Origin of the sequence: Kitasatospora sp. NPDC048540, assembly GCF_040651175.1 — a bacterium.
In the GTDB taxonomy this organism is placed as follows: Bacteria; Actinomycetota; Actinomycetes; order Streptomycetales; family Streptomycetaceae; genus Kitasatospora.
In genome coordinates this window covers 1-15411 of sequence record NZ_JBEZIR010000053.1, presented here as the reverse complement: position 1 = coordinate 15411, position 15411 = coordinate 1, and the positions used below count along the sequence as shown (strand labels likewise).

Here is a 15411-nt window from a genome sequence, read left to right as displayed (position 1 = left end):
AGGCTCCCGGCAGTCGGCGAGGTCGGTCGTGACCTCGGCTGCCGGGAGCCTCGTAGCCGTGCGGTGGCGGGCTCAGCAGGGGAAGGTGCCGCTGTAGAGGGCGTGCCCGTAGGAGGTGCTCCCGGGGCCGAAGCCGTAGATGCCGTCGTCGGACCAGACCGCCTCGCGGGAGCCGTCGGCACAGGTCGAGGTCGGCGCGAGCGCGAATCCCTCCAGGTTGTCGGCCGGCATGACGGCCGGGTTGGTGTAGGTGACGTCCGGGACGATCGCACCGGCGGCGTTGATCTTCATGAAGGTGTGCGTCTCGCCGCAGGTGTTGTCGCAGCTCGCGACGAGGCGCTGGGTGCCGGCGTCGAACATCACGTCCGTCACGGAGACCTTGCCGGTCGCGATCGCGCCGAAGGTGGTGAACGTGCCGTCGGAGTTCAGGCCGTACACGTGCAGGGTGCCGTCCCACTCCAGGCCTGCGAAGAACAGGCCCGATCCGTGCAGCGGGTAGGCGGCCGGGTCGTAGGCGGCGCCGGTGAGCGGGTCGGTCCAGTGGTTCGCGGTCAGCCAGCCGTCGGGCACGTAGCCGACGCCCTCGAAGCCCAGGTTGGCGTCGTCCTTGCTACCGGTGTCGAGCTGGGGGAACTGCGAGGTCATGTCCCACTGGCGGACCGGAGTGAGGGTCGATCCGGTGGCAGCCGGGTCGAACTCCATGACGGTGTCCTTGGGAGCCGTGTTGTCGGTGTTGTCCCGCTCGGAGGTCACGTAGATGTGGCCGTTGCCGCCGACCGTCAGTCCTTCGGCGTCGGGCTGGCCGGAGCCGCCCGCGAAGCGGATCTGCTTGCCGGTCGCACTCCACGAGGGGTCCGGGATCCATGTGCTGCCGCTCTTGACCAGCTTGTAGAGCCAGTTCTTGTTCTTGGCGGCCCACAGCACCGACGGGGTCGCCGGGTCGAATGCCAGGCCACTCACGTCGCGTCCCTCGGGGCCGGTGGACGTGGTGAAGGCGCAGACGTCGTCGGCGATGGTGACGTCCAGGCCGCCCGGCCACGCCGCCGTGCCCGCCGGGGCGCTACCGGTACCGGTGGCGGCCTCGGGGGTGCAGCCGCCGGTGAGCGAGCCGCCGCCGCCCAGCAGGTGGCCGGTCTGCCCGCCACCGCCACCGCTGCCGCCGCCCGAGCAGGAGTTCGCGCTGCCGGGCGTCGCGGTCACGGAGGTCCGAAACCAGCCGGTGCCGTCGGCACAGCGCTCGTCCGACGGCTTGGCACCGTCGGTCGTCCAGGTCACCGAGTCGACGGTGTTGCCGCTGCCGTCGAGGAGCAGGAGCGAGTCGTTGTCGCCCAGGCCGAGGGCGGAGCCGAACGTGAGGTAGCCGCCCGCGGGGATGCTGCCGGCGCTCGGTGAGGAGGAGGAGATCGAGACCGGGGAGTGGCCGGTGTCGCCGTCGACGTACTTCCACGACCCGATGCCGACCGCGCTCGTACCGCCGTTGTACAGCTCCACGGTGTCGGCGCCGTTCGAGGTGACCTCGTTGATCCGCACCCGGCTCGCCGCCGGTGGCGACGCCGGGCAGCCGGCGCTGTTCGGGGCGCCGAAGGTGGTCGCCGCGGTGGTGGTCACCCATGTCCCCGTGCCGTCGCCGCCGCAGCGCGCCATCGCCGGCTTCGCCTTGTCGGTGGCCCACTCGACGCGGTCGACCAGTGTGCCGCCGGCGGTGTAGATCACCAGCTTGTCCGCGTCGCCGAGGCCTTTGGGCGAGTTGAAGGTGACGAAGCCGCCGGCCGGGATCGTGGTGGCGGACGGGCTGAACGACTGGGGTGAGAAGCCGTCGTCGGACATCTTCCAGCCGCTGATGCTCACCGCGGTCGAGCCGGCGTTGTACAGCTCGACCGTGTCGTTGTTCGAGGAGGTGACCTCGTTGATCCGAACGTTCTGGTAGCCGGTGGGGTTTGCGGCGGCCGCGGGCTGTGCGGCGACCATCCCTGTGAGGACGAGCCCTGAGAACGTCAGAGCCCCGGCGCACACCGAGGCGACGCCGGTACGCGAGAGTGAGGTAGGCACGGAGCGCAACTCTGCTGGTGAGACCTTGAAACGGCGTGTACGGCGGCTGAATGCGACCTGCTGGCCACCGGAACGCCGGGCGTACGTCACCACCATGCAGCGCGTGGGCACCCTCGAAGTCGCCGCGGCACACCGGGTGGTGTCTGCACCTTCGGACCCGTCCGGCCGCCTCCGCCGTCACCCGGCCCGGTGGTTACCATGGAGCCACCGGGCGATCCGCAGCATGGATCCGGGCCGGGTCCGGCTCACGGAGGAGGCCGATCCACATGGCCGACGTCCAGCGCTTCGCAATCACCGTCCCCAGCGCCCCCGGAACCCATGCCGCCCCGGAAGTGATCACCGTCCACACCACCGGTGCCCTCGGCGACGGGGGCGGACTCATCTGCGCGGATGCCGCCGGGAGCCTGACGGTGGAGATCACCGGAGAGACAGCGCTGGTCCTGACGCCCTCCGGCGGTCAGCACCGGTGCCTGCATGCCGTACTCCTGCCCTGACCGGCCCGCGCGGTGGAGTCGCGGTGGCAGGCCCCGGTCTGACGCAGGATCGGTGCGCGATCGGCGGGACCGCGGCGGGTGGCGGCCCTGCCGATGCCCGTCCGCGTCGCCGGCCGGCGACGCGGACGGGCGTGTCTCAGCTGAACTCGCCGTCGGTCCGCAGCTGCAGCCGGACGTTGGTGTCGGCCGTGCCGTTGTTGGTGACGCAGGCCGTGTAGTAGCCGGGGCCGGGGAAGGTGCCGTAGCTGCTGCGCAGTTCGGCGGCCCAGGCGCTGACCAGACCGGTCGATCCGGTTCCGGGCACCGTGACACCGTTGTACTGGATCTTGAACTTGGCGCCCTGTCCGGTGGCCTGCCCGTCCCCGCGGACCTGGTACCCCGCGTACTGCTGCACGCAGCGCTGCTCACCGGGGTGGAGGGTGCCGCCGTAGAACTGGTTGGCGGAGGCGGTACCGGCGGTGGCCAGCAGGGCCAGCGAGCTGGCCGCCGCCACGGTGAGTGCGGTGGCGATGCGCGTGCTGCGCCGGCGGGCGTGGGTGAGTGCCATGAGATGTCCTCTCCGATGCTTCCGTGACCCTGGAACTCCGCGCGCGGCCTGTCGGCGCGAGATCGTCGGGCCTGTCCGGTGCCGGTCGGCCCGTGGGCCTTGCGACGTCCTGAAGGTATCGACGGGCTCCATCCACCTGACAGTCCATCATCTGCCCGGTTCCAGGCCGTTTCCCGCTCACGGCGCTCACCGGCCGACCACCCGGGACAAGATCGCGGAGCCGCCGCGCCGGCCCCGGCGGCCGCCGGCGGGTCCCCCGTGCAACGGCCGGAACCTCCGAGGCCCACGAGGGCGGGTGTGCGCCCGCGCGCCGGTTGACTCCCCTCCGCGCGCCCCCGGAGACTGGCTGCGGTCTTTGCCGGAGCTGCGGTCATGTGCCGGATGGGGCGGGGTGAGGTGTTGGCGGAACGGCTGGCCGACCGGCTGGTGAACGGGCGTGACCGGGGGTTCGTGGGCCGACGGACCGAGAACGCGGTCTTCGCGGAGCTGCTCGGGCGGCCGGCCGGAGCGGTCGTCCACATCCACGGACCGGGCGGGGTCGGCAAGAGCACGCTCCTGCACCACTTCGCCCGGCAGGGTGCCGCCGCCGGACGCACCACCGCGTGGCCGCTGCCCCGCGAACTCGGCGACGACGGGTACCTGGCCTCGCTGGCCGGGACACCGGCCCTCCTTCTTCTCCTGGACGCCGCCGACCCGGTCGTCGAGGATCCCGCGATCATCAGCGAGCACCTGCTGCCCGCTCTGCGGCCGGACGCCCTGGTGGTGCTCGCCAGCCGGGCCGAACCGCCCCTGGAATGGCGTACCGATCCGGCCTGGCACGGACTGCTGCACCCGGTGCGGCTGGGCCACTTCGACCGGACCGAGAGCGGCGAACTGCTGCGGCGGCACGGTGTACCCGACCGGAACCACGGCCCCGTGGTGGAGGCCACCGGCGGGCATCCCCTCGCGCTGGCGCTGGCCGCCGACCTGTGGCGGCAGACCGGCAGTGGCCTGCTCCGGCTGACGGACTCGCCCAGCGTGGTGCACGGGCTGCTGGCACGACTGCTGGAGACCGTGCCCTCCGCGGCGCACCGGGGCGCGCTGGAGGCCTGTGCCCAGGTTCTGGTGACCACCGAGCCGCTGCTCGCCGAGCTGCTCGACGTGCCCGACGCACGTGATCTGTTCGACTGGCTCCGCGGTCTGTCCGCCGTCCACTGCGGCTCGCGGGGCCTGTCCCCGCACGACCTCGTCCGCCGCGCCCTGGACGCCGAACTGCGCTGGCGCGACCCCGACCGACGAGCCGCGCTCAACAAGCGCGCGGCCGCCTACTACCAGCAGTTCTTCGACCGCGGGGACACCACCCGGCAGCGGTCGGTGCTCACCGACTTCGCCTTCCTCCACCGCGAGAACCAATCCGTCGCAGCGCTGCTGGCCCCGCTGCTCGACGGCACCGCCGCCCGCCGCAGCCTCCAGCCCCTGGGCTGGGAACGGCTGACCGTACTACCCGCCGCCGAGCGGGACCTGCCGGCGCTGTACACGATGACCCGGCGCCACGAAGGCGGTCCCTCGGCCGACCTGCTGACCGCCTGGAGCACCGATCCGGCCGCCACCACCAGCGTGGTACGCGAACCGGGCGGTCCACCGGCCGGATACAGCACCACCCTCACCCTCGGCCGCGAAGCCGGGCCGGCCGAACCCGCCGACCCGGCGGCGACCGCCGCCAGGGCCTGGCTGCTCGACGGATCGGGCGGCGACCTGCGCGAGGGCGAGAAGGCCCTGCTGGTCCGGTACTGGATGAGCGCGGAGCACTACCAGGACGCGTCCGAGGTCCAACTCCTGATCACGCTGCGGCTGACCCACGACTATCTCGTCCACCGGCCGCCCGCGCTGACCCTTCTCCCGTTCGCCGACCCGCAGCGGTGGGAGGAGGCCTGCGCCTACGTCGACTTCACCCGGGCGCCCGCGGCCGACTTCACCGTGGGCGGCCGCCACTTCGGCGTGTTCGTCCACGACTGGCGGCGGACCCCGCCGCTCAGCTGGCTGAACCTGCTCAGCACCCGCCAGTCCGCAGCCGACCCCTGGTCGGTGACCGCCCCACCGCCCCCGCAGGCCACCCGCCTGCTGTCCCATGAGGAATTCGCCGCCGGTGTCCGGCAGGCTCTGCGGGGGCTGGGACGCGCCGACGGTCTCGCCCGCGCCGATCTGCTGCGCTCACGCCTGGTAGTCACCCGAACGGCAGGCGACGACGGAGGGAACACCGCCGCGACGCTGCGCCGTGTGATCCTGGGGGCAGCTGCGCAACTGGAGGCCTCCCCCTTGGACCGACGTGCCTACCGAGCGCTGCACCACACCTATCTCCAGCCCGCCGGGAGCCAGCAGCGCGCCGCCGACCTGCTCGGGCTGCCGATGAGCACCTACCGCCGCCATCTGGCGGCCGGGCTGGAGAGACTGACGGAACTCCTGTGGCGACAGGAGAGCGAGGTGGGCTGACCCCTCCGGCGGGAGGCTTTCAAGCGACGTCGGACCGCTCAAGGGCGGCCTTGAGGTTGTGCAGGGTGCTGCGGATGTTTCCCACCTGGAATTCCGCGAAGGTGGATCCCCGTGTGGCGATCCGGTCGTACACCTGGACGACGGCTCCGGGCCACCTGCGCCGCTCGTCGGTCCAGGTCTCGGTCACCCGGGTGCCCTCCGGGACCGCCTCGAAACGGTACTCCCAGCCGGCCATCCGAACGGGCAGGCGCGGCTTGCGGATACCGATCGCACACACCCGGAAGCCGAACAACCGGTCCTGCTCCGCCGCCGTGACGATGCAGCGCGTGGTCCAGCGGACGGGCCCACGCCTGTTCGTGCCGTCGAACACGGTGCCGACACCGATGCGTTCGGCATTCCCGTGGACGGTGGCCCCGGTGTTCTCGGGGCTCCATTCGCGCATCCGGGAAGGATCCGCGACATGGCGGTAGACCTCGTGCGGGCCGACCCGGATGACAACACTGTCGGACACCGTGAATCTACGAGGCATCAACTGGATCTCCTTGTCCCGGCCGCCGGGGCCACTGCCCGGACCCGGCCTGTCGTCGGCGGCCCCACGGCTCGGTGCCGGGCCGGTCGGAGGCCGCCCGGCCTCAGCGGGTGGCACCCGGCCGGACCGGGTGCCTGCTGAGGATGGAGACCCGGTTGAACGCGTTGATGGCGATGGCCACCCAGATCACCGCGGAGATCTCGTCCGCCGTGAACACCTGCCGGGCGGCGCCGTACGCGGCCTCCTGCGCCACCGCGTCGGCGGGGTGGGTGGTCGCCTCGGCCAGCGCGAGGGCCGCCCGCTCGCGGACCGTGAACACCTCCGTCTCGCGCCAGGCCGCCAGCACTCCGAGCCGCCGGGCGCTCTCGCCGGCCTTCAGGGCGGCTCCGGTGTGCACGTCCAGGCAGTAGGCGCAGCCGTTGAGCTGGGAGACCCTCAGATTGACGAGTTCGGTCAGCCGCCGGTCGATCCCGGCCTCGGCTGCGATCCTGCGGACGGTCTCGGCGGTGGCGAGCAGGGCTCGGAAGGCCTGCGGGGCCTGCTTGTCGATGTTGACACGTCTGCCGGACGGGGTTGTCGCCGCTTCGGTCACCTGAACTCCCTCGACTGTGTGCTGTGACGCGCCACGCCCCCATCATAGTGGTTTAAAGGAAAACTGTTTTATCACCTCCGGCCCCGGCGAAGGGCCGCCCCGGCACCGCCCCGTCCGAAGGCCGGCCGTCGACGGAACGAGGTCGGCGGTGCCCGATGGCGGCCCGAGTCTTCACCATTTCCTGTCCGATCGGGCGGTACCGGACGCCGTGCCACCGGCAGGATTCCAGTGCCACGGCTGCCCCTCCGCTGGAGCTGAAAAATGACTTGGACGGTTGACGACGAGCGCGGACTGACAACAGTCCTGACGAGTGCGGATGACCCTGCCGTCAAGCAGCCGGACTGGCCGGACTCCCCAGATGCCCGGAACTGGCTCTGGTGCGCTGCGAAGGAATCTCGGACAGTGCAGGACATGCAGCTGGGAAAAGATCTCGACGCTGCGCCCTGGACGGGAGTCGAGTGTCATCAATGGTGGCACGAAGTACTGGCTGCAACAACCCACTGGCGCACCTGGACCGACGACGACGAGGCCATTATCCGCGACTTTCTAGAATATGGGGGAAAGGCGAGCGAGGCATCCATTTCCGACCTTGCCGGATTCCTTGCAGGCAGACAGCGCGGAATGGGAATGTACCATTGGTTGCAGCTGGCGCAAATGCGATCGACGACCATCCACGGTCTCATGAACTCCGACAGCAGACTGAGCGGACTTCCGACCGATGAGATCTGGTGGAAAGCGGCCTGCTCGGCCTACCGGAGACCGAACGGCTCCGACTTCCACCGGTCGCCCGACCCGGATCCACCGTATTCACTTGAAGCTGACGCCATGACGGGCGGACGGATGGATGACGATTCCGGATCGGAAACCGAGTATTTGACGCTGGATGACGTAGAGCAGAGGATTTCCAAGCAGGAACCTGTCATCAACTGCTCCATAAGCACAGGCAACGGGTCGCTTGCGAGATCATTCAGGGGCGATGAAATTCCATTTCTGATGAAAACACTGGCGGCCGTGCGCCGCCAGATGTGTTCGATGATCGTCGAAGCGGGCGTGAGCGAGGGAAAAGTCGCCTTCCGGCGTGAGGTCGAGAAGAGTTCCAGAAACAGCTACTTCACGGCGACCGTGAGCTGCTCCGTCCAGAACCCTGCCCGGTCGGAATTGACACTCTCATATCGAGCGGAAATCATTCTCGCTGACGAGGCGTTCAATAGCGAGAGCCGTCGGGTCATAGCAGAGCTGAAGCCCGGTGATTCACCGCTCATCGGGTGGCTATATGTCGGCCTGGGAATCGCATGCATCAAGGGATCGAGAATGTCCCCGTACCTCGGTATGCTCCAGTTGGCCGCAGGGACTTCTGGCGTCGCCCACGATTTTCAGATCCGCAGGATGAAGAAGAAGGGAAAATTGCCCGGAAAGTCCAGGTCGTGGCTCGAAGTTCCATACGGGTTCGGCCCGAAGAACCTCAGGCTCCTCGAAGGGCTTCTTACGTTGGATATCCGGCTGGCCCCTGAGCGCGACCAGGACAAGATCTTCGATGCGGATTACGCAAAAGAGCACAAAAATATCAAGGACATGCTCAAGGAGACCACGCGGGTGAACCGCAGAGTGCTCGCCATGGCGCCGAAGCCGACCACCATGGCGGTACGCCAGTTCCAGGGATTGGTCATCATAAATGAGGCCTTCCCGGACGATTCGACGGAGCCGCCGTGGGATGAACTCCGCACCATCCTCTCCGTAGCACCTCTCGGGAGGATCCGTATCAACAAGGAGAACATCGAGCTATGGGGCGACGGGATCAACGCCGCCGCGGTCGGCCAGGCACTTTCAGACGCGGGCACAAAAAAGCAGACCGTCCGGAGCGAAGCCCCCCTTCCGCCGATCTCCGACGGATATGCGGATCCCGAGAAAAAGAGTCCGGGAGGCACCCATCAGGACGTCGGGTCCAAGGATCCGGCGGGGTCGGCCACGGAGATTGCAATGGATCGGCAGCGGCGTTTCTCCGAAGCAGTGCTGGGAGATCTGAAGCAATTCAACGCCTTGTACAAAGAAGCCCTGCTCTCTGCTCGCAAGGGTATCGGGAGCAGCGAGGGAGGTAACCCCGGTCCGGCCACGCTCCTGGGCTCACTGGACAAGATCTACCAGTCTGTCGACGGGATCGGAAGCGACAGCATTCGAGCGGACATCACGGATCGACTGAACTTCATCAGGAACGCGCTGACGGCCGCCTCGGGCCATCTTCGATTTTGCGCGAGGATGACATCCAAGATTTCCAAGATCGGGCACCCCGCGCCCGGCGACGGGGGCTTTCCGCCCGACCTTCCGAGAGAAATTGAAAACCTGCTCGATCAATCCCTGAAAAGGCTGGCCAAGGCCGCAGGCGAACTCACCAGGGCCCAGAGTGAATGCGATGCCTCTACCGAGATAATCGGCGACTACAATGGGCCCCACAGTCCGTACAGGTTCGCCCTGGAAACCTCACTCATGTTGATCGCGGGCCTGGGAACCGACCTCACGAACACCAGGCGCCATATCGAAATAGGCCAGGCGGGCCTTGCGCCTCTTCGCGGAAGGGTCGTAGCGGCCGCAGAGCTGGCACGGTCCTGAACTCGGTGCCTTCCTTCACCGCTCGATCCCGGTGAGCCCCGAGCCGTCGGCGGGAGCCGAGCCCCACCGATGCCAGGCGCCACCCGGATCCCGGCGAACGGCACGGAAGCACTCCGAGCCACCAAGTCACCACAAATACGCATTGAAGGTGCAATCCTTACTGCTACTGTCCCGCCGGCCCGATCGGCTTCGCAGGTGAGCGGATCGGAGCAGGCCATGTCATCGCGCAGGGGTTCGGGGGTACGGCCGTGGCCGATCCGCTCATGGAGATCTCCGGAGTGACCGTACGGTTCGGCGGTGTCGTCGCCCTCGACGGGGTGGACCTGTCCGTGCCCGCAGGCCGGGTGATGGGGGTGATCGGCCCGAACGGCGCAGGCAAGACCACCCTGTTCAACGTGGTCTGCGGCTTCGTCCGGCCGGAGGCGGGCACGGTCCGGTGGAAAGGGCGGGTACTGCGCAGCCACCGCCCGCACCAGGTGGCCGAACTCGGCATCGCCCGTACGCTCCAGGGTCTCGGCCTGTTCCCCGAGCTCACCGTTCTGGAGAACGTGCTCGTCGGCGCCACCACACAGGCCCGGACCGGTCTGCTCTCCGCTTTCCTCGCCCTGCCCCGGGCCGATCACGAGGAGCAGACGCAGCGGGAAAGGGCGATGGAACGCCTCGAGGCCTTCGGCATCGCCGAACTGGCCGACCGGCCCGTCCACGCCGTGGACCACGGCTCCCGGAAACGCACGGTACTGGCCCGCGCCCTGCTGAACCGGCCGGAACTACTGCTGCTCGACGAGCCGGCGGCCGGGCTCTCCGCTCGCGAGATCAGCGAACTCGCCGAAATTCTGCCCGAGTTGGCCATCTCGATCGTCCTGGTCGAGCACCACATGGACTTTGTCATGTCGGTCTGCCAGGACGTGGTGGTTCTCGACTTCGGCCGGGAGATCGCCCGGGGCACCCCGGACGAGATCCGCAGCAACCCCGCGGTGATCGCGGCCTACCTCGGTGGGGAGACCGGCCCGGATGCTTGAGATCGACGACCTGACGGTGGACTACGGGTCGGTCCGGGCCCTCGACCACGTCACCCTCCGGGCGCCGCTGGGCTCCATCACGACCGTCCTCGGTGCCAACGGAGCGGGCAAGACCACGTTACTGCGCGCCGTCAGCGGACTGGCGCGCCCCGCCTCCGGATCCATCTCCTTCGCGGGCCACCGGATCGACCGACGCCGGGTCGAGGACATCGCCGGCCTCGGCATCGCACACCTCCCGTCGGGTCAGGGCGTCATCGTCGAGCTGACCGTGGCCGAGAATCTCCGGCTCGGCTCACTGATCTCCCCGAAGCCGGCCGGACGCAAGGAAGACCTCGACCAGGTGTACGACATGTTCCCGGTTCTGTCGCAGCGCCGCCGTGACGTCGCCGCCTCGCTCTCCGGCGGTGAGCGCCAACTGCTCGCCATCGGAACGGCCCTGATGAGCCGTCCACGGCTCATCCTCCTCGACGAGCCGTCCCTCGGCCTGGCTCCCCGCGCGGTGGCCCACATCATGGCCGTCCTGCGCCGGATCCACGAGGACTCCGGACGCACCGTGCTGCTGGTCGAACAGAACGCCCGGAGCGCGCTGTCCATCGCGGACCGGGTCGTGGTGCTCAATCTAGGAAGGGTCGTCATCGACGAGGACGCCTCCGCCCTGGCCGCCGACCCCCGGTCGATGCAGCGGCTCCGCCACGCCTACCTGGGGTTCTGATGGTCAGGTTCCTCAACCTCACACTCGCCGGAATCACCGATGGAATGATCTTTGCGACCATCGCCCTGGCCCTGGTCATGATCTTCCGAGCCACCCGGGTCATCAACTTCGCCCAGGGCGCCATGATGATGCTCACGACCTTCGTGGGCTGGACGGTCCAGGACCGCACCGGGTCGTACTGGCTCGCACTGGGCTGCGCCCTGGCGGCGGGACTGGTCCTGGGAACCCTCGTCGAGCGGGTCTTCATCCGGCCGGTGGAGAACGGGCCCGAACTGAACGCCGCCGTCGTCGCCCTGGGGCTGATCGTCCTGATCAACGCACTGGCATCGATGATCTGGGGCAGCACACCCCGCGCCTACCCCGTGCCCTTCAGTCTCCGGGGCTACTCCGTCGGCGGCGTCCGGCTCCTGCTCTCACCCAACGACCTGTTCACGATCGGCATGGTGGCTTTCACGATGACCGCCCTGGTGCTGCTGTTCCGCCGTACCGCCCTGGGGCTGCGCATGCGGGCCGGCGCCTACTCCCCCGAGCTCGCCCGCCTGCTCGGCGTACGGGTCGGGGCGACCCTGACCATCGGCTGGGCGCTCGCCGGACTGATCGGCGCGCTGGCCGGCGTGCTGATCGCCCCCGTGGTCTTCCTGGGGCCGGATCAATTCGACACCGTGCTGGTCTACGGGTTCACCGCCGCCATCATCGGCGGGCTGGAGAGCCCGGTCGGCTCCGTCGTCGGCGGGCTGCTGCTGGGCTGCACCCTCAGCTACGTGTCCGGTTACGCGGGCTCCGAGGTCACCTCGCTCGGGGCATGCGCCGTACTGCTGGTGGCCCTGATGGCCCGCCCGTCGGGACTCTTCGGACCGGCGACCGGGAGGAGAGTGTGAAACGCCTCCGGGTCACGGCCGCACGCGCGCTGCGCCTCACGGTGGTCCGCCACGGCCTGGCCGCCCTCGCCGGCCTGGCGCTGGTCCTCGTGGTCAGCGCCGTCCTCCCGTCCTACCGCAACTTCCAACTGGCGGAGCTGTCCTACCTGGTGTGCGCGACCGCGGGACTCACCTTCCTGGCCGGGCCGGGCGGCCAGATCTCGGTCGGTCAGGGCGCCTTCATGGCGATCGGCGCCTACACCACCGCGCTGGTGATCAATCATCAGCACTGGAACCTGGCCGCAGCACTGCTGTCCGCACTGGTGGTGGCCGCCTGTGTGGGGCTGCTTCTCGGGCTCGCGACCGCCCGCCTGCGCGGTCTGTATCTCGCCACCTTGACCCTGGCCCTGGCGGTCGCGCTTCCCGCGCTGGTCAACGTCCGGGGCCTGAGCGGGATCCTGGAGGGCTCGAACGGGCTGTCGGTGCTCGCTTCGCCGCCACCGGCGGTGCTGGGGGCCGACTTCTCGACCCCCCGATGGCAGGCATGGGTCACGGGCTTCTGCGCCGTCGTCACGCTCTGGTTCCTGGCCAACCTGGGTCGCAGCAGATACGGCCGGTCGATGCGGGCCGCCCGCGACGACGAGGCGGCCGCGGCTCTCAGCGGGGTCAACGTCGCCCGGGTACGGCTGCTGGCCTTCGTCGTCGCCGCGGCGTGCGGCGGGCTCGGCGGCGGTCTGCTGGCATGGGTCACCTCGCTCGCATCACCGGGAGCCTTCAGCCTGAACCTGTCGTTCGGGCTGCTCGCCGCCGCCATCCTGGGCGGGCTCGGCAGTCTGGCAGGCGCGGTGTGGGGGTCGCTGCTGCTCGTCGTGGTCTCGTCCGTGACGTCGGACCTGTCGTCCGGCAGCCGTCTGCCGATCGACGTGGCCAACAACCTGCCGGGGGCCGTCTACGGCGTGGTCCTCATCGTCGTGATGATGACGTTCCCGGGCGGCCTCCACCAGGGTTACCGGTGGATCTCCTCGCGCATCCCCGCACTCGTCCGCCGGTCCCGTCCACCGGGTGACGGGGCCGGTCGGGGATCCGGCCGCTGACGGGCCTATCCTTCATCACGTCCCGACGTCCCGACCAGAAAGAGGGAGACCCCAGAGTGGGCAGCAGTGTCGAAACGCTTGAATTCCAGGCCGAGACCCGGCAGTTGCTCAGGTTGGTGATTCACTCGATCTACTCGAACAAGGACATCTTCCTGCGCGAGCTGATCTCGAACGCCTCGGACGCGCTGGACAAGCTACGGCTGCAGTCGCTGACCGACTCCCAGCTCGGGGCCGACACCTCCGACCTGCACATCACGTTGGAGGCCGACCCGGACGCCCGCACGCTGACCGTCCGTGACAACGGGATCGGCATGAGCCGCGACGACCTCGTGGAGCTGATCGGCACGATCGCCAAGTCCGGCACCGCCGGGCTGCTGGAGAAGATCAAGGAGTCCCAGGACGCCGCGACCGCGGAGAGCCTGATCGGGCAGTTCGGCGTCGGCTTCTACTCCGCTTTCATGGTCGCGGACAAGGTCAGCGTGGACACCCGGCGGGCCGGAACCGACGCGGGCACCCGGTGGGAGTCCGACGGCGCGGGCACCTACACCGTCCAGGCCGTCGACGGTCTGCCGCAGGGCACCGCGGTCACCCTGCACCTCAAGCCCGCCGACACCGAGGACGGCCTGGCCGACTACCTGGCCGAGTGGAAGATCCGCCAGATCGTCAAGCAGTACTCGGACTTCATCCGCTGGCCCATCCGGATGAAGTCCGAGCGCACCGACGCCGACGGCGCCACCACCCACGGAGTCGACACGCTCAACTCCATGAAGGCGCTCTGGGCCAGGCCGCGCACCGAGGTGACCGAGGACGAGTACCACGAGTTCTACAAGCAGGTCAGCCACGACTGGCTCGACCCGGCCGAGACCATCCACATGCGCGCCGAAGGCACCTTCGAGTACGAGGCGCTGCTGTTCATCCCCTCCCAGGCACCGTTCGACCTGTTCTCCCGGGAGACCAAGCGCGGTGTGCAGCTGTACGTCAAGCGGGTGTTCATCATGGACGACTGCGAAGCGCTGATGCCGAACTACCTGCGCTTCGTCAAGGGAGTCGTGGACGCCCACGACCTGTCGCTGAACATCTCCCGCGAGATCCTGCAGCACGACCGTCAGATCCGCGGCGTACGCCGGCGCCTGGTCAAGAAGGTCCTCGGCGCGGTCAAGGACATGCAGGCCAAGGACACCGAGCGTTACACGAAGCTGTGGGACCAGTTCGGCCGGGCGTTGAAGGAAGGCCTGATCGAGGACCGCGACAACACCGAGGCGCTGCTGGACCTCGTCTCGGCGGCCTCGACCCACGACCCGGAGAAGACCACCACCCTGCGCGAGTACGTCGGGCGTATGAAGGACGGCCAGGACGCGATCTACTACCTGACCGGCGAGACCCGCCAGATGGTGGAGAACTCTCCGCACATGGAGGCCTTCGCCGCCAAGGGGTACGAGGTCCTGCTCCTCACCGACCCGGTCGACGAGGTCTGGGTCGAGCAGGTCCCGGCGTACGACGGCCACCGTCTGCAGTCCATCGCCAAGGGCCAGGTCGACCTTGACGGGAGCGATGACGGCGGCCAGGACGCCGACTCCGAGAAGGCCAGGCGCGAAGCGGACTTCGCGGCCCTGCTGCCGTGGCTGACCACCGCGCTGTCCGAGCAGGTCAAGGAGGTCCGCCTGTCCACGCGGCTGACCACCTCCGCGGCGTGCATCGTCGGCGACGCGCACGACATGACCCCGACACTGGAGAAGATGTACCGGGCGATGGGGCAGCAGATGCCCCCGGTCAAGCGGATCCTGGAGCTCAACCCGACGCACCCGCTGATCACCGCGCTGCGTTCGGCCCACGAGGCCGACGCCGACGACCCCGCGCTCGCCGAGATCGCCGAACTGGTCTACGGCGGCGCGCTGCTCGCCGAGGGCGGCGAGCTCCCCGATCCCGCCCGTTTCACCCGTCTCCTCACCGACCGCCTGACTCGTTCCCTGTGACGGCCGGGGTGCGGCCCGCGCGATCCGGACCACCCGGCGTGCCGCACCCCGACCCATCGGACCTGCCGCGCGTGACCAGGCCTGCCGCGACGAGGTCCCCGGCCGGTGCGCTCAGCCCGGTGAAAATCCGTCCTTACGTCCCCGGGAAGAAGGCGCTCGAGCCGGCAGCGTCGAAGGACGGCGGGGCGGGAGTCGGGCGGCGCGGGGCGGTTCAGGTGGAGCGGGAACCCGCCGGGGCACCGGCTCGCGAAGGGACCGGCACCGGTGCCGGCCGGGTCTCTGTCGCCTGTCCGGGGCTGTCGGCACCGCCGCCGCCCTGAACGGCGAACCGGTATCCGGCCTGGAAGCGGCTGGCGGCGTCGAGTTCTTCCATGATGTCCGCGATGTGGCGGCGGGTGGTACGCAGGGACATGCCCAGGCGCCGGGCGATGCTCTCGTCCTTCAGGCCGGCGGCGAGCAGCTCCATGATCGT

The 15411-nt window shown here is 69.2% G+C and carries 13 protein-coding genes; 8 read left to right on the top strand and 5 right to left on the bottom strand.

Annotation, left to right across the window (positions count from 1 at the left end; genetic code table 11):
* Window positions 1-72: 72 nt before the first annotated feature.
* Window positions 73-1968, bottom strand: a complete 1896-nt coding sequence (locus AB0D08_RS21325) for a lamin tail domain-containing protein (protein ID WP_359890650.1) — start codon at window positions 1966-1968, stop codon at window positions 73-75.
* A 347-nt stretch (window positions 1969-2315) separates the two neighbouring features.
* On the opposite strand from AB0D08_RS21325, the gene AB0D08_RS21320 reads away from it, so the two are divergent.
* Entirely contained in the window at window positions 2316-2543 is a 228-nt protein-coding gene (locus AB0D08_RS21320) for a DUF6296 family protein (RefSeq protein ID WP_033819271.1), read from the top strand.
* A gap of 136 nt (window positions 2544-2679) precedes the next feature.
* Here the strand turns inward: AB0D08_RS21320 and AB0D08_RS21315 are convergent, their stop codons facing one another.
* Window positions 2680-3090, bottom strand: coding sequence for a hypothetical protein (locus AB0D08_RS21315; RefSeq protein WP_033819270.1), 411 nt, complete (start codon window positions 3088-3090; stop codon window positions 2680-2682).
* Between the two features lie 399 nt (window positions 3091-3489).
* On the opposite strand from AB0D08_RS21315, the gene AB0D08_RS21310 reads away from it, so the two are divergent.
* Window positions 3490-5559 carry a hypothetical protein gene (locus AB0D08_RS21310; RefSeq protein WP_359890647.1) on the top strand — a complete coding sequence of 690 codons (2070 nt, stop codon included), beginning with the start codon at window positions 3490-3492 and terminating at the stop codon, window positions 5557-5559.
* Window positions 5560-5578: 19 nt separating this feature from the next.
* On the opposite strand, the gene AB0D08_RS21305 is transcribed toward AB0D08_RS21310, so the two are convergent.
* Both AB0D08_RS21305 and AB0D08_RS21300 read right to left on the bottom strand, forming a co-directional pair.
* The gene (locus AB0D08_RS21305) at window positions 5579-6088 is read right to left on the bottom strand and encodes an SRPBCC family protein (RefSeq protein ID WP_033819269.1); all 510 of its coding nucleotides are present in this window, start codon (window positions 6086-6088) and stop codon (window positions 5579-5581) included.
* A gap of 103 nt (window positions 6089-6191) precedes the next feature.
* Entirely contained in the window at window positions 6192-6680 is a 489-nt protein-coding gene (locus AB0D08_RS21300; protein ID WP_033819268.1) for a carboxymuconolactone decarboxylase family protein, read from the bottom strand.
* Window positions 6681-7082: 402 nt separating this feature from the next.
* Here AB0D08_RS21300 and AB0D08_RS21295 point away from each other — a divergent pair, with 402 nt between their 5' ends.
* The 6 genes from AB0D08_RS21295 (at window position 7083) to htpG (ending at window position 14939) form a co-directional block, all read left to right on the top strand.
* Window positions 7083-9284, top strand: a complete 2202-nt coding sequence (locus AB0D08_RS21295) for a hypothetical protein (protein WP_149038025.1) — start codon at window positions 7083-7085, stop codon at window positions 9282-9284.
* A gap of 263 nt (window positions 9285-9547) precedes the next feature.
* The gene (locus tag AB0D08_RS21290) at window positions 9548-10303 is read left to right on the top strand and encodes an ABC transporter ATP-binding protein (protein WP_051812029.1); all 756 of its coding nucleotides are present in this window, start codon (window positions 9548-9550) and stop codon (window positions 10301-10303) included.
* Window positions 10296-11015, top strand: coding sequence for an ABC transporter ATP-binding protein (locus AB0D08_RS21285; protein ID WP_359890644.1), 720 nt, complete (start codon window positions 10296-10298; stop codon window positions 11013-11015). The genes AB0D08_RS21290 and AB0D08_RS21285 overlap by 8 nt, the downstream gene beginning before the upstream one ends.
* Window positions 11015-11893, top strand: a complete 879-nt coding sequence (locus AB0D08_RS21280; protein ID WP_033819264.1) for a branched-chain amino acid ABC transporter permease — start codon at window positions 11015-11017, stop codon at window positions 11891-11893. The genes AB0D08_RS21285 and AB0D08_RS21280 overlap by 1 nt, the downstream gene beginning before the upstream one ends.
* On the top strand, window positions 11890-12966 hold the full coding sequence (locus tag AB0D08_RS21275; RefSeq protein WP_199520289.1) for a branched-chain amino acid ABC transporter permease: 1077 nt from the start codon (window positions 11890-11892) through the stop codon (window positions 12964-12966). Before AB0D08_RS21280 ends, AB0D08_RS21275 begins: the two co-directional genes overlap by 4 nt.
* Before the next feature lie 56 nt (window positions 12967-13022).
* Window positions 13023-14939, top strand: coding sequence for a molecular chaperone HtpG (gene htpG, locus AB0D08_RS21270; RefSeq protein ID WP_033819263.1), 1917 nt, complete (start codon window positions 13023-13025; stop codon window positions 14937-14939).
* 211 nt (window positions 14940-15150) lie between these two features.
* Here the strand turns inward: htpG and AB0D08_RS21265 are convergent.
* Window positions 15151-15411, bottom strand: a 261-nt coding sequence (locus AB0D08_RS21265; RefSeq protein WP_359890640.1) for a helix-turn-helix transcriptional regulator, incomplete at its 5' end; no start/stop codon positions are given.